Genomic DNA, 21,828 nt, shown 5'->3' on the forward strand with positions numbered 1-21,828 from the left:
TCGTACCCCGAGGACACCGGGGCCTTCGGGCTACAGGGCTCCGGCGGCGTCGGCGAGTGCCTGGTCCAGGACGGCCACGCCGCGGGCGATCTCGTCGTCGCTCGCGGTCAGCGGGGGAGCGATACGGAAGATTCCGCCCATCCCCGGGAGCTGGACGATGTTCATGTGCAGCCCCAGCTCGAAGCAGCGCCGGGTGACGGCGGCGCCCAGACGGTCCGCGCCGCCCTCGCCCAGCACCTGGTCGCCGACGAGTTCCATGCCCAGCAGCAGCCCCCGGCCCCGGACGTCGCCGACCACCTCGTGGCGGGCGGCGAGCTTGTCGAGGCCCTCCCGCAGCGCCGCGCCGAGCCTGCGGGCCCGCTCGTCCAGCCGGTCGCGGACCAGGACGTCGAGGACGGTGTTGCCCACCGCTGCGGGCAGCGGGTCGTTGACGTGGGTGGTGAAGAACAGGAACCCGCGCTCGTGCGCCCGCTGCTCGATCTCGGGGCTGGTCAGCACGGCGGCCAGCGGCAGCCCCGCGCCCAGCGTCTTGGACAGCGTGAGGATGTCCGGGACGACCCCCTCGTGCTCGAAGGCGTACCAGTCGCCGGTCCGGCACAGTCCCGTCTGGGCCTCGTCCAGGATCAGCAGCATGCCGCGCTCACGGCACTTGTCCGCCAGGGCGGCGAGATAGCCCGGCGGAAGCTCGACGACGCCGCCCGAGGAGAGGATCGGCTCGACCAGGCACGCGGCCAGACTGCCGACCGACTGGGCGTCGATCATCTCGAAACCCAGGTCCAGCTGGCGGCGCCAGTCCAGCTCGCCGTCCGCGCCGAGGACGGAGGGGCGGTAGCGGTCCGGCACCGGCAGTGCGAAGTTGCCCGGCGCGGCGGGGCCGTAGCCCTTGCGTCCGGCGCTGTAGGTGGCGTTCGCGGCGGCCTGGGTCATGCCGTGCCAGGACCGGGCGAAGGAGATGATCTCGTGGCGCCCGGTGACGAGCTTCGCCATCCGCACCGCGGCCTCGTTCGCCTCCGCCCCGGTGGTCAGCAGCAGCGCCTTCTCCAGCGGCTCCGGCAGGGTCCCGGCGAGCCGGCGGGCCAGCTCGACGACCGGGCGGCTGAGCATGCCGCTGTGCAGGTGGTCGAGGTGCGCGACCTGTTCGCGCACCGTCGAGACGATCGCCGGATGGGAGTGCCCGAGGATGGCACTCATCTGACCGGACGTGAAGTCCAGCAGTTCACGACCGCTCTCCGTGAAGACGGAGGTGCCCGCGGCGCGTACGACGACCTCCGGCGAGAAGGGTGCGTGGCCGGAGTAGCGGATCAGGTGGCGCCCCAGGTCGGCGCCGGAAGTCTCGGAAGGCATGCGACCGACGGTAGGGACGGACCGCTGCGCGTGTCCATCGCACGGATTCGATGGTGCTGTAGGGCAGAACCGTACAGACGGGCCGAGGTGCGCCGTACCATCGGCTCCGTGCTCAACTCCCAACGACTGCACCTGCTCAGCCGGCTCGACACGCTCGGTACCGTCCGCGCGGTCGCCGACTCGCTGCACCTGAGCGCGTCGACGGTCTCCCAGCAACTGGCGGTGCTGGAGACCGAGACCCGGTGCCGGCTCATCGAGCGGACCGGGCGGCGGGTGCGGCTGACCCCGGCCGGACTCCTGCTGGCCCGCCGGGCCCGGGAGATCCTCGACCGGATGGCCGACGTCGAGGCCGAACTGCGCGCCCTGAACGACGAGCCCATCGGCACCGTCCGGCTCGCCGTGTTCCAGAGCGCGATCTACAGCCTCGCCGTCCCGGCGGCGAACCGGCTGGCCACCACCCATCCGCACCTGCGCCTGGAACTCGTCGAGATGGAACCGCACGAGAGCGGCCCCGCCCTGCGCTCCGGCGAGGCCGACGTCATCGTCACCACCACCGACTACTCCGGCCTGACGTGGGGCGCGGACCTCGACGTCGTGTCGCTGGGCAGCGACCCGGTCCTCCTGGTGCTGCCGGACGGCCATCCGCTGGCCGCCCGCGCCGCGGTGGACCTCGCGGCGTGCAAGGAGGAGACCTGGGCCTGCGACCGGCCGCAGTCGTACATGGCGGACCTGACCGTGCGGCTGTGCCGCGAGTCCGGGTTCGAACCCCGGGTGGCCTGCCGGTTCAGCAACTACCTGATGCTGCTGCGGCACGTCGAGACGACCGGTTCGATCGCCCTGCTGCCCGCCCTCGCGGTCACGGCGGACCACGCCGTCGTCACCCGGCGGCTGAGCCCGCCGGTGCATCGCAACGTCGCCGTCGTGGTGCGGCGCGGCGCCCCGCAGCGCGCCGCGGTGAACGCGGTCATCGCCGCCCTGCGCGACCACCCCGAGATCGAGGCCCTGTCCGCCCCCGACCCCTCGCGCGAGGGCCGGCAGGCAGCCCCGCGCCCCTGAGAGCCGCGCCCGCTCAGGCGGCGGGGATCCGGCGGTGGATGTCCTCCAGCATCATCCGGACCGACGTGCGGAAGACCTCCGCCTGATGGTCGCCCAGGAACGCGGTGTGCCCGAACACCTCCAGGACGACCAGGCCGTGCACGTGCCCCCACGCGCTCAGGAAGAGGGAGACCGCGGCGGGCGGGAGATCGCCCTGGGCGTGCAGCGGGAGCCCTTCCAGATGCTCCCGGTACGGCGGCGAGAGCGCGGGGACCTCGGCCGCGGCGAGCTGCGCCGGGGTGAAGCCGGCGAACAGCTCGCGCTGGAAGATCGCGCCCATCCGGCGGACCGCCTGCGTGGTCGGGCCCTCGGCGGGTGCCGCGTAGTAGCGCAGCGGCGTCCCGTAGAGGAGCTGGAAGTGCTCCGGACGGGCGACGCCCCAGTCGCGGTAGGCCTCGGCCACCGCGACCAGACCGGGTGCCGAGGGGGCCGTGCGCACACCGTCGGCCGCGGCCTGCAACGCGTCGGACAGCTCGCCGTACGCCTTGGTGATGAGGGCGGTGACGAGGGCGTCGCGGTTCGGGAAGTAGTGGTAGAGCGCCTGCACGGTCATGCCGAGACCGCGGGCGACCGCGCGCAGCGACAGGGCGGCGGGACCGTGTTCGCCGATGTGCTGCTCGGCGGCGTCGAGTATCTCCTGCGCCGCGGCGGTCCGGCGCCGCTCGCGGAGGGAGACGGGAGCCGTGGTGGTGTGTCGCTCTGTGGGCATGCGGCGAGCCTAGGGCGCCACGGACTGATGGTCCATCAAGAAGTCGAACACTGTTAGGCAGATCTCATGCTGTCAGGCGCGTCGCCCGCGTCCGCCTCCCCTCCCCCGGGGAAGCGGGCACGGGCGGTGTCCGCCGACCGGCCGGGTCTCAGGAGCCGACGGCCGCGGGGCCCTCGGCGTCGGCCTCGCCGGCCGGTCTGAACTCCACGGCGACGACGCCGTCCACGCTCCGGCAGTGCTCTTCCAGCAGCGGGGCGGACACATGGGCCGGGAGCCGGCCACTGAGCACGACATGCCCGTGCGCCACGTCCACCTGCACCGACGAGGGAGCCAGGCCCAGCGCCTTGACCAGGGCCTCCTCGATGATCTCGGTGCGGATCGCGCGGTCCGTGCGCAGGAAGACCCGCAGCAGGTCGCTTCTGCTGACGACCCCGGCCAGCCGCCCGTCCCCGTCGACGACCAGCAGCCGTTTGATGCGGTGCCGTGCCATCACCCGGGCGGCGTCCACGACGCTCCAGCTCTCCAGGGCGCACAGCGGGGGTGAGGTCATGAGCCCGGCCGCGTCCGTCGCGTCCGCCTTGCCCGCCGAGGCCCGGGGCCACTCGGCGTGCTCGGGGGCACCGTCGGGCTCCCCGCCCCACATCTTCTGCAGGAGGTCGGCCTCCGACACCACCCCCACGGGGCGGTTCTCCTCGTCGACGACCGGCACCGCCGTGATGTCGTATTCCAGCAGCAGGTGGGCGATCTCCTTGAACGGTGTGCCCCGCTGCACGCGGACCACGGCGTCGCTCATCAGATCGCGCACCCTCTGGTGTTTCATTAAGGGTCTTCTCCTCCGCTGCCGGCCCGCGTCGACCGGCGTTCGTCCTTCTTGTCCCTGAAAACGATCGATCGGCCCGGGGAGTGCCCCGGCGCCGACGCGCGGGGACCGACGAGGACCAGGGCGATGTCGTCGCCCGGGGTGGGCGCGTGCCGGATGAGGGTGTCGGCCATGGCGTCGAGGTCGCCGGGGTCGCCGTGTTCCAGGAGGCCGGCGAGGGCCGCGATCGCGTCGTCCAGGTCGACCCCGGGCGCCTCGACCAGTCCGTCGGTGTACAGGGCGAGCACGCTGCCCGGCGGCAGCGGGAACTCCAGCGAGGGGTACACGGTGTCCGGTTCGATGCCCAGCAGCAGTCCCGGCGGCACCCGCAGCGTCTCCACGCGCCCGTCGGCGTGGCGCACCAGAGGAGGCGGGTGCCCGGCGAGCGCCACACAGGCGCGGTGCGTGGCCAGGTCCAGGTGGACGTAGGCGCAGCTGGTGAACAGGCCGGGGTCCAGGTCGGTGAGCAGACGGTTGGTGCGGGCCAGCACGTCGCCCGGGGGCGCCCCCACGGTGGCGTGGGCGTGCACCGCGGTGCGGACCTGCCCCATGAGCGCCGCGGCGTCCACGTTGTGTCCCTGCACGTCGCCGATGGTGACGCTCGCGGTGTGCTCGTCGAGGCGGATGACGTCGTAGAAGTCGCCGCCGATGCCCAGGCCCCGGGCGGCCGGGAGGTAGCGGGCGGCCACGTTCAGTCCGGGCACGTCGGGGAGGGTGTGGGGCAGCAGGGCGGACTGCAGGCGGTGGGCCAGGTGGTGCTTGGCGTCGTAGAGGCGGGCGCGGTCCAGGGCCTGCCCGACCAGACCGGCCAGCGACGTGAGGGCGGCCCGTTCGCCGGGCGGGAAGACGTGCGGCCGCCGGTAGGAGAGCAGCAGCGAGCCGATGGGGCGGCCGGAGGCGATCAGCGGCAGCAGGGCCCAGGCGGCCATCCCGTCCTCGTGCGTCATGGCGGGGTAGGCCCCGTGCAGCTCCTCGAAGGTGGTCCAGAACCCCGGCACACCCGTGGCCATGACATCGGCCCCGGGGATGGCCGTGGTGAGCGGCGCCCCGTCGAAGCGCCTCAGGAGCTCCGGGCGGTAGCCGCGCTGGCCGACGATCTTCAGTCGGCCGTCCGCCGGGGCCATCACCACCATGGCCTGAGCTCCGAGCGCGGGCATCAGCTGGTCGGCGGTCTGCTCGACCACGTCCTGCACGCTGACGGCCTCGGTGAGGGTGGAGGCCAGGTGCATCAGGTGGTACAGCACGGTGGCACGGCTGGGGCCCGAGGCCTGTACCGACCGGGACGGGGGCATCTCCGCGTCCGGACTGCCGGGGGTGATGCGCACGCTCAGTCCGGTGGCGTCCGGGTACAGCTCGAAGGACAGCCACGTCTTCGGCGGGCGCAGGACCGTGAAGCGCTGCGGCCTGCGGCTGACCAGCGCGGCCCGGTAGCGGTCCTCGACGTGCGGCACGTCCATCCAGGGCAGCGCCTCCCACGGCAGGGCGCCCACCAGCAGGGACCGGTCGACACCGAGCAGTTCGGCCGCCCCCGGGGTGACGAAGGTCAGATGCCCCTCCAGGTCCAGCGCGCAGGAGCCGCCGGGCAGCCGGTCCACGAAGGCGGACAGCGCGGTCGCCTCGGCGGGGGAGGGGGTGCGCGGGGCGGCCGGCGGCAGGGTGCGGGGCCGCTCCGGCGGCCGCAGCGGTTCGCCGCGGTCGATGGCCCGCTGCAGGCTGTCACCCAGGCGGCGGCAGCCCGCCCGGATGACGTCCTGTTCCCCGGCGCTCAACCGCGCCGGGTGGTTCCCGGGCCACAGCAGCACCAGCCCGCCCCTGAGGGCGGTGCCCGAGACGACCGGTGCGGCCGCCAGTCCGAAGTCGTACGGCAGGACGAGCGCCAGCCGCGGATACTCGCGTGCCATCTCCTCCCGGCCGCCCGCCCACACCAGACGGTGCTCGCGGACGGCGTCCGCCACGGGCATCGGATCCTTCAGCCCGACCCGCCGCCACGGTGCGGCCATCTCCTGGGGGACCCCCGTGACCAGGACCTGCCACACGGCGTCCTCGCCCGGCGGCAGTGCGTAGAGGATCCCTCCGAACGCACCGCTCGCCCGCACGACGGCCGCCATCGCGGAGTCCATCAGCCGACCGCCCGCGTCCGCGCCGACAGGGCCGCCCGACGCCGGCCGCCCCGCACATCACCCATATCTGGACACTACGCCCGTCCCGCCGCGAAGGCATGCGAGGGAGTGAGGGGACGGGGACCGCCGCTCAGTGCCCGGCGCCGTGTCCCTCGGACCCCCGCTTCACGTACAGCCGGCCGTCCGCCGGACCGGTCCACTCCAGCCGTACGACACCGGGCACCGCGGACTTGGCGACGCGCGAGGCCCCCGACCAGTAGCCGGCGGCCGGGTTCAGGAAGTACGTCGCCCACAGGCCGCCCCGGTGATCGACGAAGAAGTTGTTGTGACCGGCGCCGACACCCGCGGTGTACCGCTTCGAGTACGGCCCCTCGAACCGGTCGGCCACGGCGACGATCGCGTCGTACTGGTACTGCACGCGCCCCGCTGCGGGCACGTCGTAGGCCTGGCGGACGGTGCCGTCGGCGTTGACGGACGTACGGTCCCAGGCAGCGTGGACGAGGTGGTACCTGCCCCGGTACTTGAACACGTAGGCGCCTTCGAGGTACGGCTCGGGGGAGTAGGGCGTCTGCTGGAACCGGGGCAGGTCCGTCGTCGTGACGATGTCCTCCATGTCGTCCCGGAACCTCGCGTACAGGTCGTTGTGCAGCACGAGCCACGCGTCGTCGCCCTCGGAGAAGAGGCCGCCGTCGATGTGGTGGTAGGCGCCGGGCTCGATGAACTTCGGACCCCCGATGAACGAGTCGCCGAAGGGCTTGTCCAGGTTGCCCTCGATCAGCCGGTACGGGCCCTCGACGCCGCCCTCGCTCACCAGCATGAACGAGCCGACCTTGCGGGAGTGGTCGCCCATGCACGCGACGAGGTACCAGGTGTCACGGAAGTAGTGCAGCTCCGGCGCCCAGGCCTGGCCGCGCTTGCCGAACTGCTCGTCGTGCCAGTACTCCTGCCAGGGCGCGACGACCGTGCGGCCGGGGCGGTTCTCCCCGGCGAACTCGGGCGACCACACCTTGCCGCGCTCGGCTCCGGGCCGGATGCCGGTGGTGTCGGCCAGCCGCCACGGGCCCTTGAGGGAGGGGGCCAGCCACACGAAGATGCCGTCGTTCCAGGGGCCGGCGGCTTCGAGCCCGGGCACCCGGGTGGTGCCCGTGGCGACGTACAGCGGGCGGCCGTCGACCACGAAGCAGTTGACGTAGGTGTCGCGCATCCAGACGGTGCCGCGCTCCTCGTCGCGAGGGCGCAGCTGAAGCGGGAGGACGAACGAGTTGTCCCCGCGCGGCCACAGGTCGGCCCGGGTGTCCGCGGCCCCGTACGGCTCGGGGTCCGGCCAGTTGCGCGGGTACCGCCGCTCCGCCCCGGCCCGCGGGGAGGCCGTGGGCGCCGCCGCGGGGGCCGCCTGTGCGGCGCTCGCGGGCAGGGCGAAGGCCGCTCCCGCACCGGCGGCGCCGGCCAGCAGGGATCGTCGGGGGAGTCCGTGCTCGGCATCGGTCATCAGTCGGGTTCTCCTTCGTCGTCCCCGTCCGGGAACCGAGGCGCGGCACACCGGCCGCATGACGGGGGCATGGCGCACAGCATGCGAACGCCCGCACATTTACGTCAACAGGGCGGACGAATAATCCACTCGGGCCCGTGGGCGCGGGGCGCTGCCCACCTGGCATTGTGAACACTTCATTGCGTCTTTCTGTCGGAGTGTTGACGGAATAATCGAGCCTCCCTACCTTGACCGGCATGCAGATGCCCAGCGGAGTGCACGCACTGGTCAGGCGGACCCACGAAGAGCGCGTCATGCGTGCGCTGCAGGAGAACGGCGCCATGAGCCGCGGCGAGATCGCCCGGGTCGTGGGCCTGTCCCGCACCACCCTGTCCGAGATCACCGGCAACCTCCTGCAACGCGGTGCCATCGTCGTCGTCGACACCGACGCCTCCCGCCGCGAGGGCAGCGGGCGGCCCGCCGAACGCCTGGCGCTCGACCCGGCGTCGGCGCAGTTCATGGGCGTCGACTTCGGACACCGGCGCGTCCACGTCGTCGTCGCCGACGCCTCGCACGAGATCATGGTCTCCGGCTCCGTCCGGTACGAGGACACCGCGACCTGGGCGACCCGCACGGAACTGGCCCTGGAACTGGTCGACCGGCTCAGCGGCGAGGCGGGGGTCCACTACGGGGCGCTTCAGGGCATCGGCATCGGCGTACCCGGTCCCTACCCGGCCCCGGAGGGGGCGGCCTGGCCGCGTGCCACCGCGGGCACCACCGTGCTGCGCCCGGCACCCGAGGGCGTCGACGTGGCCTTCGCCGAACGCTTCGACGCACCGGTCATCGTCGACAACAACACCCGGCTGGCCGCCCTCGCCGAGGCGATCAGCGGCGCCGACAGCGTCGCCGACCTGGTGTACGTACGCCTGTCGGACGGCGTCGGCGGCGGACTCGTCGTCGGGGGCCAGCTGGTGACGGGTTCGTCCGGGCTGGCAGGCGAGCTGGGGCACGTGACCGTGGAACCGGCGGGCCGCCCCTGTCGCTGCGGCAAGCGGGGCTGTCTGGAGACCGTGGCCTCGGTGCCCGGAATCCTCGCCGCCTGCTGGGAGTTCGGCCTGCGCCTGGAGAACCTCGACGACCTCGCCGCCGCCGTGCGCCGCGCCCACCCCGTCGTGGACCGGGTACTGCGGGAGGCCGCGGGGGCGCTGGGCCGGGTGGTCGGCGCCGCGACCATGATGCTGAACCCGGCGAAGGTGGTCATCGGCGGCGAGATCACCCGGCTGGCGCCCGTCCTCGTGGAACAGGTCGCCGCCACCCTCGCCGCCGAGATCTTCCCGACCGCGTCGGCGGGACCCGCCGTCGCCGCGGCCCGCCTCTCCGACGACGACGGCGCCATCGGCGCGCTCGCCGCGGTCTTCCACAGCTCACCCCTCCTGGCGAGGTATCCCGAAACCGCCGACGTGAAGGGCCGTTCCGATGCACCCCACTCCGCCACCGAAGGAGCCGCCCATGTCCGTCCTTGACAAGCGGAGTGCCGACCAGCGGCACCCGCGGCCCGAGAAGGGGCCCGGGCCCTCGCCCGAGGCCGAAGCGGGCGACACCACGGCGGGAGGCGCCGCGGCGCCCGACACCACGGCGGAAGCAGCCAAGCCCGCGCCGGAGCGCTCCCGTTCCGGCGGGCGCGGGCTGCCCCTCGTTCTGAACGCCGTGTCCGTCGCACTCGGCATCGCCCTCTGGTGGGCCCTCGCGTCCGCCGGATTCAAGCTGCCGACACCGCCGGAGGTGGTCGACCGAGCCGCCACCCTGATCAGCGACGGGACGCTCGCCGACGACGCCCTCGCCAGCCTGACCCGGGTCCTCATCGGCTTCGCCCTGGGCACGGCCGTGGCCGTCCCGGTGGGCTTCCTGATGGGCTGGTACGGCATCCTGCGCGGACTGATCGAGCCCTGGATCCAGTTCTTCCGCACCATCCCGCCGCTGGCGATCATCCCGCTGGCCGTCGTCGCCATGGGCATCGACGAGACGCCGAAGATCTTCGTCATCTTCCTCGCCGCGTTCCTGGCCTGCGTGATCTCCACCTTCCAGGGCGTGGTGAACGTCGACCGCACCCTGATCAACGCCGCCCGGGTCCTCGGCGCGGGCGACGCCACGATCTTCGCCCGCGTGGTGGTGCCGGCGTCCACGCCCTTCATCCTCGTCGGCATGCGGGTCGGCCTCGGCTCGGCCTGGGCCACCCTGGTCGCCGCGGAGCTGATCGCCGCCCAGGAGGGCCTCGGCTACCGCATGCAGAACGCCCAGCTCTACTACGACCTCCCGACCATCTTCGTCGGGCTCATCTCGATCGGGATCCTCGGTCTCCTCATGGACCGCGTCCTCCTTCTCGCCGAACGCCGGCTCACCCGATGGCAGGAACGCCGATGACCAGCACCCCCGCCAAGATCTCCGTCCAGCACGTCACCAAGACCTTCTCTCTGGGCCGGGAGGCCTTCACCGCCCTGGACGACGTAAGCCTCGACATCGCGAACCACGAGTTCGTCACCGTCGTCGGCCCCTCGGGCTGCGGCAAGAGCACCCTGATGAACATCCTCGCCGGGCTGGAGACACCCACCTCCGGCCGAGCCCTGGTGGACGGAGCACCCGTCTCGGGGCCCGGACCCGAGCGCGGCGTCATCTTCCAGCAGTACGCCCTCTTCCCCTGGCTGACCGTACGCCAGAACGTCGAGTTCGGCCTCCGGACCACGGGCGTGCCCAAGCGTGAACGCCGCGCCAGGGCCGACCACTTCATCGAACTGGTCGGCCTGGAACGCTTCGCCGACGCGCTCCCCAAGACCCTCTCGGGCGGCATGCGCCAGCGCTGCGCCATCGCCCGCGCCTACGCCGTCGACCCCTCGATCCTGCTGATGGACGAACCCTTCGGCGCTCTCGACGCGCTCACCCGGGTCAAGCTCCAGGAACAGCTCCTGAAGACCTGGAGCCAGGACAAGCGCACGGTCCTGTTCATCACCCACGACGTCGACGAGGCCGTGTTCCTGGCCAACCGCGTCGTCGTGATGGCCGCCCGTCCCGGGCGCGTCTACGACGTCGTCGACGTCGACCCCGCCATCGAGCGCGACGAGGCCTTCCGGCTCAGCCCCGAGTTCGCCGCGCTGCGCAACCGAGTCTGGCACTCCGTCTACCACCAGGAAGGCCGCACCGCCGCCCTTTCCGGTTCCCACTCCCCGACGTCATGACCCGGAAGGTGCTCCCCGCCATGTCACCCGTCCTCACCCGCCAAAGCCTCACCACCACCCTCGCCGGCGCGGCCGCCATGGCGCTGCTCGCCGCGTGCGGCGGCGGCTCGTCCTCCGGCGGCTCGTCGGACACCGTGCGCTTCGGCTACATCAACGACTTCAACGGCGCCAGCCTGATCGCCATCGCCGAGGCCAAGGGCCTGTGGAAGAAGCACGGGCTGTCGGCCGACGCCAAGGTCTTCACCAACGGGCCGCTCCAGATCCAGGCCCTGGGCACCGACAACCTCGACTTCGGCTACATAGGCCCCGGCGCCATGTGGCTCCCCGCCTCCGGGCAGGCCAAGGTCGTCGCCGTCAACACCCTCGGCAACTCCGACCGGGTCCTCGCCCAGCCGGGCATCACCTCGATGCAGCAGCTCAAGGGCAAGACCGTCGCCGTGCCCGAGGGCACCTCCGGTGACATGATCCTCTCCCTCGCCCTGGAGAAGGCCGGGATGACCAAGGACGACCTCAAGGTCGTCCCCATGGACCCGTCCACCATCGTCTCCGCCTTCTCCTCCCACCAGGTCGACGGCGCCGGCTTCTGGTACCCGGCCGCGGCGACGATCAAGAAGCAGGTCCCCGACCTGGTCGAACTCGCCAAGAACGGCGACTTCGAGAAGGACGTCTCCTTCCCCACGGCGTTCGTCGCGGGCAACAAGGTGGTGGCCGACCAGCCGGAGAAGACCAAGAAGGTCCTCGCCGTACTGCGGGAGGCCATGACCTTCCGCTCCGAGCACACCGACGAGGCGATCGAGCTGACCGCCGACAAGCTGAAGATCCCCGTCGACCAGGTGAAGGCGGACGCCGCGAACAACAAGGTGCTCAGCGTGGAGGAGCTGGACAAGCTGACCCGGGACGGCACCGTCGTCAAGTGGCTCGAGGGCATGAACGACTACTTCGTCAACGCCGGCAAACTCAAGAAGCCCGTCGACCCGAAGACGTACTACACCGGCGACCTCTTCACGGGAGCGGGCAAGTGACGCGAGCGAACGAGCCCGGCGCGGGGACCGGCGCGCAGTCCGGGGCGCAGTCCGGGGCGTCCCGGAAGAACATCCTCTTCCTCATGACCGACCAGCACCGCACCGACACCCTCGGCGCCTACGGCAACCCGCTGGCCCACACCCCCGCCCTCGACGATCTGGCCGCCACCGGAACCCGCTTCGACCGCTGGTACACCCCCACCGCCATCTGCACCCCGGCCCGCGCCAGCCTGCTGACCGGCCAGGCACCCTTCCGGCACAAGCTCCTCGCCAACCACGAACGCAACGTCGGCTACCTCGAGGACCTCGCCGAGGACCAGTTCGCCTTCTCCCGGGCGCTGCGCGAACACGGCTACAACTGCGGCCTGTTCGGCAAGTGGCACGCCGGAAACCGCCGCACCGCGGCCGACTACGGCTTCGACGGCCCCGAACTGCCCGGCTGGCACAATCCCGTCGACCACCCGGACTACCTCGCCTACCTCGACGAACGCGGACTGCCGCCGTACGAGATCAGCGACCGGGTCCGCGGCACCCTCCCGAACGGCGGCCCAGGGAACCTGCTCGCCGCCCGGCTGCACCAGCCGGTCGAGGCCACCTTCGAGCACTACCTGGCCACCCGCGCCATCGAGCGGCTGGAACGCTACGCCGCCGACGCCCACGACCGCGACCGGCCCTTCTTCCTGGCCCTGCACTTCTTCGGACCGCACCTGCCCTACATCCTCCCGGACGAGTACTTCGACCTGGTCGACCCGGCGGACGTGGAACTGCCCCGGTCGGTGTCCGAGACCTTCGAGGGCAAACCGCCGGTCCAGCGCAACTACAGCGCGCACTGGACCTTCGACACGATGCCCATCGAGACCACCCGCAAGCTCATCGCCGTCTACTGGGGCTACGTGGCCCTCATCGACCGGCAGATCGGCCGCGTCATGGCGGCCATGGAACGGCTCGGCCTCGTGGACGACACGGCGGTGTTCTTCACCTGCGACCACGGGGAGTTCACCGGCTCGCACCGGCTGCACGACAAGGGCCCCGCGATGTACGAGGACATCTACCGCACACCCGGCCTGCTCCGCGTCCCGGGCGCACCCGGCGGCCAGGTGCGCGACGAGTTCGTCAGCCTCCTCGACTGCACCGCCACCATCCTCGAACTGGCGGGCCTCGACCCGAAACCCGCCGTCGACTCGCGCAGCCTGCTGCCCCTGGTGCGGGGCGAGACGGTGGAGTGGGACGAGGACATCGTCTGCGAGTTCCACGGCCACCACTTCCCCTACCCGCAGCGCATGCTGCGCGAGGACCGGTACAAGCTCGTCGTCAACCCCGACTCCGTCAACGAGCTGTACGACCTGCACACCGACCCGGACGAGCTGCAGAACGTCTACGCCCACCCGGAGCAGGCGGAGGTCCGCGGCCGCATGATGCGCCGGCTCTACGACGTCCTGCGCGAACGCGGTGACAACTTCTACCACTGGATGACATCGATGTACGACGTCGGCGAGGTGGGCCACGACCCGACCCTGAGCGGGCTCGACGAGTCCACGTACAAGGCCTAGCAGGCGCACGCACGCGATCGATTCGAGGACCCATGACCCGTACTGACCGCCCGTGCTGCGCCCCCGCGACGGCCCCCGTCGCCGTGGCCGCCCCGTCCCCCGCGGTCACCGCGGAGCCGGGGCACGCCGCCCGCCCGCGCTCGACCCGCGGGCAGGTGCGCCTGCCGGGCGGTGAGTTCGCGATGGGGGACGCCTTCGGGGAGGGATATCCGGCCGACGGCGAGACACCCGTGCACACGGTGCTCCTGCGGCCCTTCCACATCGACGAGACGGCCGTCACCAACGCCCGGTTCGCCGCCTTCGTCAAGGCCACCGGCCACGTGACCGACGCCGAACGCTTCGGCTCCTCGGCGGTCTTCCACCTGGTCGTCGCCGCCCCGGACGCCGACGTTCTCGGCAACGCCGCCGGCGCCCCCTGGTGGATCAACGTGCGGGGCGCGCACTGGCGCCGCCCCGAGGGGGCCCGCTCCGACATCACCGGCCGGCCGAACCATCCGGTCGTCCACGTCTCCTGGAACGACGCCGCCGCCTACGCACGGTGGGCCGGCAAGCGACTGCCCACCGAGGCCGAATGGGAGTACGCAGCCCGCGGGGGACTGGCCGGCCGCCGCTACGCCTGGGGCGACGAGCTGACCCCGGGCGGCCGGTGGCGCTGCAACATCTGGCAGGGCCGGTTCCCCCACGTCAACACCGCCGAGGACGGTCACCTGACCACCGCGCCGGTCAAGTCCTACCGGCCCAACGGCCACGGCCTGTGGAACACCGCGGGCAACGTGTGGGAATGGTGCTCCGACTGGTTCTCGCCCACCTACTACGCCGACTCGCCCGCCGCGGACCCGCACGGCCCCGGAGCCGGGACGGCACGGGTCCTGCGCGGCGGCTCCTACCTGTGCCACGACTCCTACTGCAACCGCTACCGGGTCGCCGCCCGCTCCGCCAACACCCCGGACTCCTCGTCCGGCAACCTCGGCTTCCGCTGCGCCAACGACGCGGACGTCAGGCGCGGATCAACCGCTGCGTGATCTCCCGGTACTGCCGCAGGGCGAGCCGGAGTTCCTCGGCATGCGCCTCGGGGTCCTGCTCCCGCCACCTCTCGCGCAGCGCACGACGCCGCTCAGCGAGGGCGCTCGCGAGATGGGCCGCGGCGTCGTCGAAGGCGCCCTCCGCCTCCTCCAGCGCCTCGTGCGGGGCGTCGGCGAAGGTGTTGATGGCCTTGCGGAGACGGTCCAGGACCGCGTCCCGTTCCGCCGGCGGCAGGAGCGCCTCCGGTGCCGCCGGACGGCGCTCGCTGCGGCGCTGGTCCTGGTCCGAGGGCTGTTGTGCGCGTGTCTGGTCGTACATCGTCGTATGCCGCTTTCCTGGGTTGCTTGGATCACCGGATTCCCCGGAGCGGCATGGCGCTGCGCCGTACCGACAGTCAACGCCCGATGGCGATGGGTGTCAAAGCGCCGGTTTCCCGTGCCCCGCTACCGCCGGGTGAGGGTCTGGGGGTAGTCGGTGATGATGCCGTCGACGCCGAGGGCGGCCATGGTGCGGATGGCGCCGGGCTCGTCGACGGTCCAGACGTTGATGTCCATGCCGAGCCGGTGGACGCGGTCGACGAGGGCCTGGTCGGTGACGGTGTGCTGGGGATTGATCTGGTCGGCCCACTGGCTGAGTTCGGTCAGTTCGGTGTCGGTGGGGCGGTCGGCGTCGAGGATGCCGATGGGGACGTGGGGCAGGACGGTGTGGAAGGCGCGGGCGTCGTCGGTCTGGAAGGACTGGACGGCGAGTCGGTGGCGGGCGAGGGCCTTGCGGACGTAGCCGGTCCTGCCGCGCAGCGCGTCGGCCAGGTCGGTGGCGACGGTGGTGCCGTACTGGTCGCAGGGGCTGATCTCGGCGAGCAGCCCGGTGCGGGTGTGCTGGATGTGCCGGACGACCTCGTCGACGGTGATGAGCCGCTCGCCCGCGTAGTCGTCGTCGAACCAGGAGCCGGCGTCGAGACGGCTCAGTTCGTTCCAGGTGAAGTCGGAGACGCGGTAGCGGGGACGGTCGGGGTAGAGGTCCTCGACGTCGGTGGTGCGTTCCATGGTGCAGTCGTGGAAGTTGACGAGTCTGCCGTCCTTGGTGCGCTGGACGTCGATCTCGACGAAGTCGGCGCGCTGGCGCACGGCGAGATCGACGGCGGCCGCGGTGTTCTCGGGCGCCATGCCCGAGGAGCCGCGGTGGGCGATGACGTCGGGGCCGGTCGCGGCCTGGGCGGTCGTCGAGGTCGCCGCCAGTGCCAGACCACTGAGCACGGCCACGACCGCACCGGCACGCCTCTTGCTCGCACACTTCACTGGAGCCTCCCGCGTTCGATTGACTGCCTGGAGACTCCCGGACGCCGGTTACGGGAAGCCTGCCGCGGTCTGGCGGGCCCGGAAGGGGCCGGTGGAGCGGAGCGCCGAACCGGTCATCGGAGGCGGAGGGGGCGATAGTACGCAACCGCCCCCTCCCGCCCCGTGCGTTTCACCTGCCGAGGATGCCCTGGGGGAGGAGCGACTGCGGAGAGGTGGCCGGATGCCCCACCTCCAGCGAACCGAGGAGACCGTCCAGGAGCGGACCACCCGGGACACCGGCGGACGGGCCGGGCACGGGGGCCGCCTCGGCGAGCGGAGCGGAGACCAGCAGAGCGGTGGCCATGACGGAGACACAGGCGAGCTTCTTGATCATGTCCGTCCCAACGAACGGAGGCCCGGGGGGAAACGCTCGCCGGCCGCGAACTGGGCCAGTCGGGTTCACACGGGCGCCAACCGCGGCACCGGCGGCAGCGGATCGTGCTCGGGAGAGGCGCGGAACGCCTGGATCACCAGCGCGGCGAAGCGCCGGGAGGCCGCGACGCGGGCGGCCGTCGACAGGGCGTGGATGCCCCGGTTCGCCATGATCATCAGCATCAGGTCGTCCAGGACGAAATCGGGGCGCAGACCGCCGGCCTCCTTGGCCCGACGGGCCAGTTCACCGGCGGACCTCAGCGAGTACGCGCGGGCGGCGGCGAAGTCCATTGCCTCCGGGTAGGCCGCCATGAACGCCTCGGTGAAGCCGAGGTGCCGCGCGTGCAGCTCGCAGGTCTTCTCGACGACGAGGCAGAAGCCGGCCCAGGGGTCCGGGTGGGCCAGGCCCTCGTCGACGATCGTGCGGCACGCCCGCAGCTGCTCCGTGAACGCCTCGGTGACCAGCTCCTGCTTGGTGGGGAAGCGCCGGTACAGGGTGGCGGGCCCGACGCCGGCCCGCCGGGCGACCTCCCGCATCGGCACCTGCAGTCCCTCGGCGGCGAACAGCGCGCGGGCCGCGTCGAGGATGCGCTCGCGGTTGTCCCGGGCGTCCGAGCGCAGCGGGTGAGGCAAATGATCGGTCACCACTCTCACTTTAGCGAAGTGGACGGCGGCGTCCGTTAACGTCCGACACGCAGGGCCTCAGTGCGTAGGGGCACGGCCTCGGCGAGCAGGGAGTGGCGAAAATGAAGGCAGTGGCGATCCGGACGTTCGGCGGCCCCGAAGGGCTGGAGGTCGTCGACCTGCCCGCCCCCGCGCCCGCCGCGGGACAGGTACTGGTCGCGACCGAGGCGATCGGCGTGAGCGGTGCCGACGTCGCCATCCGCAGCGGCGCGCTCGCCGCCTACGGATTCCAGGAGGGCCATGTGCCCGGAGGCGAGGTGGTGGGCACCGTGACGGCGGTCGGCGCGGGCGTCGACGCCGCCTGGACCGGCCGGCGCGTGTGGGCGCAGACCGGCGTGGGAGGAGGCTACGCCGAGCAGGCGACCGCCCCGGCCGACGACCTCCTTCCCCTCCCCGCGGGGTTGTCCGCACCGGACGCGGTGACGCTCGGCAGTGCCGGCGTGGTGGCGCACTTCGGGCTCGCCCACGCCCGCTTCACCGCCGGCGAGAGCGTGCTGGTGCGCGGCGCGGCCGGCAGCATCGGCATCATGACGGTCCAGCTCGCGGCACGCGCCGGTGCCGCCGCGGTGGCGGTCACCACGTCGTCGGCCGCCCGCGGCGAGCGGCTGCGCGGGCTGGGCGCGACCCATGTCCTGGACCGCTTGGGCGAGGGCGGCGCGGACGTTCCCCGAGCCTTCGACGTCATCGTGGACATCGTCGCCGGACCCGGCCTGCCCGCCTTCTTCACCAGGCTCGCGCCGAACGGCAGGATGGTGGTCGTCGGCGCCGTCGCGGGGCAGCCGCCCGCGGATTTCGGCACGCATCTGATGGCGTCCTTCCAGAAGTCGATGTCGTTCGCCACCTTCAGTGCCGCCACCGTCCCGGAAGCCGGCCTGCGGGCCGTGCGGGCCGATCAGTTCGCCGCCGCGAGCCGGGGGGAGATCGAGACCGTCGTGCACGAGGTGCTGCCCCTGGACCAGGCGGCCTCGGCGCACCGGAAGATGGACGCGGGCGAGGTCTTCGGGCGCATCGTGCTGACCCCGTAGTCCCCCGCAGGCCGCGCCCGGCAGGCTCACTCAGTCCGCCCCGCGCGGCCACACGAACACCTCGGTGCCGGGCAGGCGCACGGAGAAGCGCCCCGACGGCGAGACCTCCCTCAGCAGTCGGCGCAGATCCGCCTCGAATTCGGCGAGCCGGGCGCCGAACAGGTGCGGGGCCGAGAACGACATGGAGAACACCCCTGCGACGACGTCGTCCCCCGTGCGCACCATCGCCTGTCCACCGGGCACGACGTGCCGGTGGGGGCCGACGAACCCCGCCCCGGCCGGCACCGCGGCCTCACCGGCCGGCGTCCCGTGCGGCAGCAGTCCCCGGCCGGCCCGGCGGACCGGTCCCAGATACCGCCTGACGAGCGCGTCGATCGCCGCGTGCGGGACCGGGGGGTGGGGCAGTCCGTCGGTGGCCCGGCTCTCTCCCTCGAGGTCCGAGACATGCACCAGCGCGCCACCCGGCCGGAGCATGCCCCGGACGGCCGCCGCCACCCGTTCGCGGTCCATCCAGTGGAACGACTGGGCAAAGGTCGCGACGGTGAACTCACCGAGACCCGCGGGCAGTTCCTCGGCCCGCGCCCGCACCCACCGCACCTTCCCGGTCACCTCCCGCTCCGCGGCCTCACGCGCCGCCTCGGCGAGCATCTCCGCGTCCGGGTCCACCCCGACCACCTCGTCGAAGAGGCCGGCCAGACGCAGGGCGACCGTCCCCGGACCGCACCCCACATCGATCAGCCGGCCACGCCCGTCCAGGTCCAGCACCCCGGTGAGCAGGCCCGCCAGGCCGGGGGCGTACGGGAGTCTCCCGCGCCGGCAGAAAGCGGCGGTACCGGAGAACAGCGTCTCGTCCCACTCCCGTCCGGCCCCCGTGACCACCCGCCACCTCCTCGGTCCCGCACGTGTCCGCCCGGCACCCGTGGTCCCACCGCGCAGGGCTGGAACGGCGGCCCGGACGAACGGCCGCGGGCCGGTCGCTCGACGCCGGTCGGCGGTCAGTGCCGGCCGACACCATGGGCGGCATCGGTCCCGGTGGACCGGTCTGCCGGGCGGCGAGCCGATCCGGGGGGAGGCGCGCGTCTACGCCGAGCGCGCCGGCCACCACTGGTGAGTGTCGCCGGCGGCACCCCCGTTCCGCGGCCGCCCGGCACCCCCGTTCCGCGGCCGCCCGGCACCCCCGTTCCGCGGCCGCCCGGCGGCCCCGGCGCGGTCCCGCGGTGGGTGCCCGTGCCTACGACGACTCGCGCACCACCAGCTCCGTCGGCAGCGTCATCTGCTGCCGCGGCGCACCGTGCTGCGTGATGTCGGTGAGGATGCGGGCCATGGTGCGCCCCAGCTCCTCCACCGGTTGACGCACCGTCGTCAGCGGCGGGTTGGTGTGGCGGGCCAGCACTGAGTCCTCGAAGCCGACGACGGCGACGTCCCCGGGCACCTGCCGCTTCTGCCGGCGCAGTTCGGCCAGGGCGCCGACCGCCATGAGGTCGGACGCGGCGAAGACGGCGTCCAGGTCCGGGACGCGTTCAAGAAGCAAACGCATGGCGCTCGCGCCGCCCTCCTCGGTGAAGTCACCCGCCTCGACGAGGAGTTCCTCCGCGGGCACCTCCGCCTCCAGGTGCGCGGCGCGCCAGCCGGCGAGCCTGCTGCGGCCGACGTCCATGTCCAGCGGCCCGGTGATGGTGGCGACCCTGCGCCGTCCGCCGCCCAGCAGATGCCGCACCGCGGCGGCGGCCCCGCCGGCGTTGTCGGAGTTGACGTAACTCAGTCGCTCGCCCGCGTCGCGGCGGCCGGCGAGCACCGTGGGCAGGCCCATCTCCTCGAGCATGCCGGGCAGTCGGTCCTCGGAGTGCACCGAGACCAGCAGCACACCGTCCACCCGGCGGGTCGCGACCGACGCGGTCAACTGGTCCCGCTCCGCCTGGTCGCGGACGAGCATCAGCTGCAACTGGGTGCGGCTCTCGGCCAGGGCGCCGCTGACCCCGCGGATGAGCGCGGCGAAGAACGGCTCCGAGCCGAGCCGGCTCTCCGACTCCGGGATCACCAGGGCCACGGCGTTGGTGCGGTTGGTGACCAGGCCGCGGGCGACCGAGTTGGGAACGTAGTTCAGTTCTTTGATCGCCGCAAGCACCCTCTCCCGGGCATCGGCGCTGACCAGCTCCGAGCCGTTGACGACACGGGAGACCGTGGTGCGGCCCACGCCGGCCCGGGCGGCGACCGTTTTGATCGTTGGACGGCGGTTGCCGGTCATGCACTCCCCCCTCGGCGGCCGCGGCGGCGCTGCCTGCCGCGGAGGTGACCTGCGGCAATTCTGACAGACGCCACGGTCGGCGGAGCACCCCCCGGCCTCCGGGAGGCGAACGCGACGCGGAACCGGTTGCGACAAGTTGCTTTCAAGTTATTGACAGACAGGCCCTGCTCCCACGAGTCTTCGATGCGCCGGTGGGAACGTGCCCACCAAAATTGGGCACGTTCCCATCCCGTGTTCGAGCCGCTGTCTTTCATCGCTGTAGCCGCTGTAGCCATCGCAGTAGTCATCGCAGAACTCGTCACTCCGATGTGTCAGCGCCGTCGCTAGGAGGAGATCCATGGGCACTCTCGGTTCGTTGCGCAGAAAGGCGGTGGCGACGGCCGCGGCCGTCGGCGCGCTCGCGCTCGTCGTCGGCTGCAGCAGCGGCGACGACTCGGCCACCGGTGGTGGCAAGAAGGACGGCAAGGTCACCATCACCATGGGCATGTACGGGGTGATGGGCATCAAGGAGACCGGCCTTCTCGAGCAGTACGAGAAGGAGAACCCCAATGTCGACATCAAGGCCGAGATAGCCGGTGACGAGCAGACCTACTACACCGCCCTGCAGACCAGGCTCGCCGCGGGCAAGGGCCTGAAGGACATCCAGGGCATCGAGATCGGCCGGGCCAAGGAGATCACCGAGACCCAGGCGGACAAGTTCGCGGACTTCTCCGACGTGCCGGGCACCGACCACTTCCTGCCGTGGAAGGAGTCCCAGATCAGCACCAAGGACGGCAAGGTGCTGGGGCTGGGCACCGACATCGGCCCGATGGCCGTCTGCTATCGCAAGGACTACTTCGAGAAGGCGGGCCTGCCCACCGACCGCGAAGAGGTCGCCAAGCTGTGGGCGGGCGACTGGAACAAGTACGTCGAGGTCGGCCGCACCTTCAAGAAGGACTTCAAGGGCGGGGACGTGGCCTACATGGACGCGGCCAGCGGCCTGTTCAACGCCATGGTCTACGGCTACCCCGAGCAGTACTACGACGACCAGGGCGAGCTGATCTACGACAAGAACCCGGCCGTCAAGGAGGCGTGGAACCTCTCCGCCGACGCCGCGGAGGACGGTCTGACCGCCAAGCTCCGTCAGTTCCAGCCGGGTTGGGACCCGGGCCTGGCCAACGGCACCTTCGCCACCGCGGTGTGCCCGGCGTGGATGCTCAGCCACATCAGTGAGAAGGCCGGCGACGCGAACAAGGGCAAGTGGGACGTCGCCAAGGCCCCCAAGGGCGCGAACTGGGGCGGCTCCTTCCTCGGTGTGGTCGAGCAGAGCCCGGTGAAGGAGGAGGCCAAGAAGCTCGTCGCCTGGCTGACCGCGCCCGAGCAGCAGGCGCACATCTTCAAGGAGATCGGCAACATCCCCTCCTCCCGCACGGCGCTGGACAGCCCCGAGGTGAAGAACGCCAAGTCCGAGTACTTCAGCGGCGCCCCGATCGGCCAGATCTTCGGCGCCGCCGCCCAGGAGATCCCGGACAAGCAGGTCCTCGGCCGCAAGGACGGCACGATCAAGGACACCTTCTCCCAGGGCCTGGCCCTGATCGAGCAGGGCGACGCCAAGCGTGACGAGGCGTGGACGACCACCGGGGAGCGCATCGAGAAGGCGGTCGGCTGACTCTCCGCTCCCGAGGCCGACCGGGCCCGCCCGCGTCCAGGACCAGGTCCTGGCCGGCGGGCCCGGCGCCCGGCTCACCCAACCGCACTCAGGAAGG

At 72.2% G+C, this 21,828-nt stretch carries 20 protein-coding genes; 9 read left to right on the forward strand and 11 right to left on the reverse strand.

Annotated elements, in window-relative coordinates:
* Window positions 1-30: 30 nt before the first annotated feature.
* Window positions 31-1,344: an aspartate aminotransferase family protein gene (locus ACFYZ3_RS21195; RefSeq protein ID WP_388519846.1), complete on the reverse strand. Its 1,314-nt coding sequence runs from the start codon at window positions 1,342-1,344 to the stop codon at window positions 31-33.
* A gap of 108 nt (window positions 1,345-1,452) precedes the next feature.
* Here ACFYZ3_RS21195 and ACFYZ3_RS21200 point away from each other — a divergent pair, with 108 nt between their 5' ends.
* A complete protein-coding gene (locus tag ACFYZ3_RS21200) occupies window positions 1,453-2,400 on the forward strand; it encodes a LysR family transcriptional regulator (RefSeq protein WP_388519848.1) in 948 nt (315 codons plus the stop codon).
* Between the two features lie 13 nt (window positions 2,401-2,413).
* On the opposite strand, the gene ACFYZ3_RS21205 is transcribed toward ACFYZ3_RS21200, so the two are convergent.
* From ACFYZ3_RS21205 to ACFYZ3_RS21220, 4 genes are all read right to left on the reverse strand, one after another.
* Window positions 2,414-3,148, reverse strand: coding sequence for a TetR/AcrR family transcriptional regulator (locus ACFYZ3_RS21205; RefSeq protein WP_388519850.1), 735 nt, complete (start codon window positions 3,146-3,148; stop codon window positions 2,414-2,416).
* A gap of 148 nt (window positions 3,149-3,296) precedes the next feature.
* Window positions 3,297-3,968, reverse strand: coding sequence for a CBS domain-containing protein (locus tag ACFYZ3_RS21210; protein ID WP_388519852.1), 672 nt, complete (start codon window positions 3,966-3,968; stop codon window positions 3,297-3,299).
* Window positions 3,968-6,127 carry a SpoIIE family protein phosphatase gene (locus ACFYZ3_RS21215; protein ID WP_388519853.1) on the reverse strand — a complete coding sequence of 720 codons (2,160 nt, stop codon included), beginning with the start codon at window positions 6,125-6,127 and terminating at the stop codon, window positions 3,968-3,970. Before ACFYZ3_RS21215 ends, ACFYZ3_RS21210 begins: the two co-directional genes overlap by 1 nt.
* A gap of 130 nt (window positions 6,128-6,257) precedes the next feature.
* Window positions 6,258-7,616: a family 43 glycosylhydrolase gene (locus ACFYZ3_RS21220; RefSeq protein ID WP_388519855.1), complete on the reverse strand. Its 1,359-nt coding sequence runs from the start codon at window positions 7,614-7,616 to the stop codon at window positions 6,258-6,260.
* Window positions 7,617-7,852: 236 nt separating this feature from the next.
* Here ACFYZ3_RS21220 and ACFYZ3_RS21225 point away from each other — a divergent pair, with 236 nt between their 5' ends.
* From ACFYZ3_RS21225 to ACFYZ3_RS21250, 6 genes are all read left to right on the forward strand, one after another.
* Window positions 7,853-9,118 carry an ROK family transcriptional regulator gene (locus tag ACFYZ3_RS21225; RefSeq protein WP_388519857.1) on the forward strand — a complete coding sequence of 422 codons (1,266 nt, stop codon included), beginning with the start codon at window positions 7,853-7,855 and terminating at the stop codon, window positions 9,116-9,118.
* Window positions 9,105-10,016 carry an ABC transporter permease gene (locus tag ACFYZ3_RS21230; RefSeq protein WP_388519859.1) on the forward strand — a complete coding sequence of 304 codons (912 nt, stop codon included), beginning with the start codon at window positions 9,105-9,107 and terminating at the stop codon, window positions 10,014-10,016. Before ACFYZ3_RS21225 ends, ACFYZ3_RS21230 begins: the two co-directional genes overlap by 14 nt.
* The gene (locus ACFYZ3_RS21235; protein ID WP_388519861.1) at window positions 10,013-10,825 is read left to right on the forward strand and encodes an ABC transporter ATP-binding protein; all 813 of its coding nucleotides are present in this window, start codon (window positions 10,013-10,015) and stop codon (window positions 10,823-10,825) included. Before ACFYZ3_RS21230 ends, ACFYZ3_RS21235 begins: the two co-directional genes overlap by 4 nt.
* Before the next feature lie 20 nt (window positions 10,826-10,845).
* Window positions 10,846-11,847 carry an aliphatic sulfonate ABC transporter substrate-binding protein gene (locus ACFYZ3_RS21240; protein ID WP_388519864.1) on the forward strand — a complete coding sequence of 334 codons (1,002 nt, stop codon included), beginning with the start codon at window positions 10,846-10,848 and terminating at the stop codon, window positions 11,845-11,847.
* Between the two features lie 71 nt (window positions 11,848-11,918).
* Window positions 11,919-13,397 carry a sulfatase-like hydrolase/transferase gene (locus ACFYZ3_RS21245; protein ID WP_388520563.1) on the forward strand — a complete coding sequence of 493 codons (1,479 nt, stop codon included), beginning with the start codon at window positions 11,919-11,921 and terminating at the stop codon, window positions 13,395-13,397.
* A 32-nt stretch (window positions 13,398-13,429) separates the two neighbouring features.
* Window positions 13,430-14,419 (forward strand): formylglycine-generating enzyme family protein, encoded by a 990-nt coding sequence (locus ACFYZ3_RS21250; protein ID WP_388519867.1) that lies wholly within the window; start codon window positions 13,430-13,432, stop codon window positions 14,417-14,419.
* On the opposite strand, the gene ACFYZ3_RS21255 is transcribed toward ACFYZ3_RS21250, so the two are convergent.
* The 4 genes from ACFYZ3_RS21255 to ACFYZ3_RS21270 form a co-directional block, all read right to left on the reverse strand.
* Window positions 14,394-14,738: a hypothetical protein gene (locus ACFYZ3_RS21255; RefSeq protein WP_388519870.1), complete on the reverse strand. Its 345-nt coding sequence runs from the start codon at window positions 14,736-14,738 to the stop codon at window positions 14,394-14,396. The genes ACFYZ3_RS21250 and ACFYZ3_RS21255 overlap by 26 nt on opposite strands.
* Window positions 14,739-14,863: 125 nt before the next feature.
* A complete protein-coding gene (locus tag ACFYZ3_RS21260) occupies window positions 14,864-15,682 on the reverse strand; it encodes a glycerophosphodiester phosphodiesterase (protein ID WP_388519873.1) in 819 nt (272 codons plus the stop codon).
* A gap of 205 nt (window positions 15,683-15,887) precedes the next feature.
* Window positions 15,888-16,091, reverse strand: a complete 204-nt coding sequence (locus ACFYZ3_RS21265) for a hypothetical protein (RefSeq protein ID WP_115745852.1) — start codon at window positions 16,089-16,091, stop codon at window positions 15,888-15,890.
* Window positions 16,092-16,156: 65 nt separating this feature from the next.
* On the reverse strand, window positions 16,157-16,774 hold the full coding sequence (locus ACFYZ3_RS21270; protein ID WP_388519876.1) for a TetR/AcrR family transcriptional regulator: 618 nt from the start codon (window positions 16,772-16,774) through the stop codon (window positions 16,157-16,159).
* Window positions 16,775-16,875: 101 nt separating this feature from the next.
* Here ACFYZ3_RS21270 and ACFYZ3_RS21275 point away from each other — a divergent pair, with 101 nt between their 5' ends.
* Window positions 16,876-17,838 carry a zinc-binding dehydrogenase gene (locus ACFYZ3_RS21275; protein WP_388519879.1) on the forward strand — a complete coding sequence of 321 codons (963 nt, stop codon included), beginning with the start codon at window positions 16,876-16,878 and terminating at the stop codon, window positions 17,836-17,838.
* A gap of 30 nt (window positions 17,839-17,868) precedes the next feature.
* On the opposite strand, the gene ACFYZ3_RS21280 is transcribed toward ACFYZ3_RS21275, so the two are convergent.
* Together ACFYZ3_RS21280 and ACFYZ3_RS21285 are read right to left on the reverse strand one after the other, a co-directional pair.
* Window positions 17,869-18,717: a class I SAM-dependent methyltransferase gene (locus tag ACFYZ3_RS21280; RefSeq protein WP_388519882.1), complete on the reverse strand. Its 849-nt coding sequence runs from the start codon at window positions 18,715-18,717 to the stop codon at window positions 17,869-17,871.
* A gap of 352 nt (window positions 18,718-19,069) precedes the next feature.
* Window positions 19,070-20,083, reverse strand: a complete 1,014-nt coding sequence (locus ACFYZ3_RS21285) for a LacI family DNA-binding transcriptional regulator (RefSeq protein ID WP_115745854.1) — start codon at window positions 20,081-20,083, stop codon at window positions 19,070-19,072.
* Between the two features lie 337 nt (window positions 20,084-20,420).
* On the opposite strand from ACFYZ3_RS21285, the gene ACFYZ3_RS21290 reads away from it, so the two are divergent.
* Window positions 20,421-21,731 (forward strand): ABC transporter substrate-binding protein, encoded by a 1,311-nt coding sequence (locus ACFYZ3_RS21290; RefSeq protein WP_388519886.1) that lies wholly within the window; start codon window positions 20,421-20,423, stop codon window positions 21,729-21,731.
* The last annotated feature ends 97 nt before the right edge of the window (window positions 21,732-21,828 follow it).

Source organism: Streptomyces sp. NPDC001599 (assembly GCF_042893535.1).
Lineage (GTDB): Bacteria > Actinomycetota > Actinomycetes > Streptomycetales > Streptomycetaceae > Streptomyces.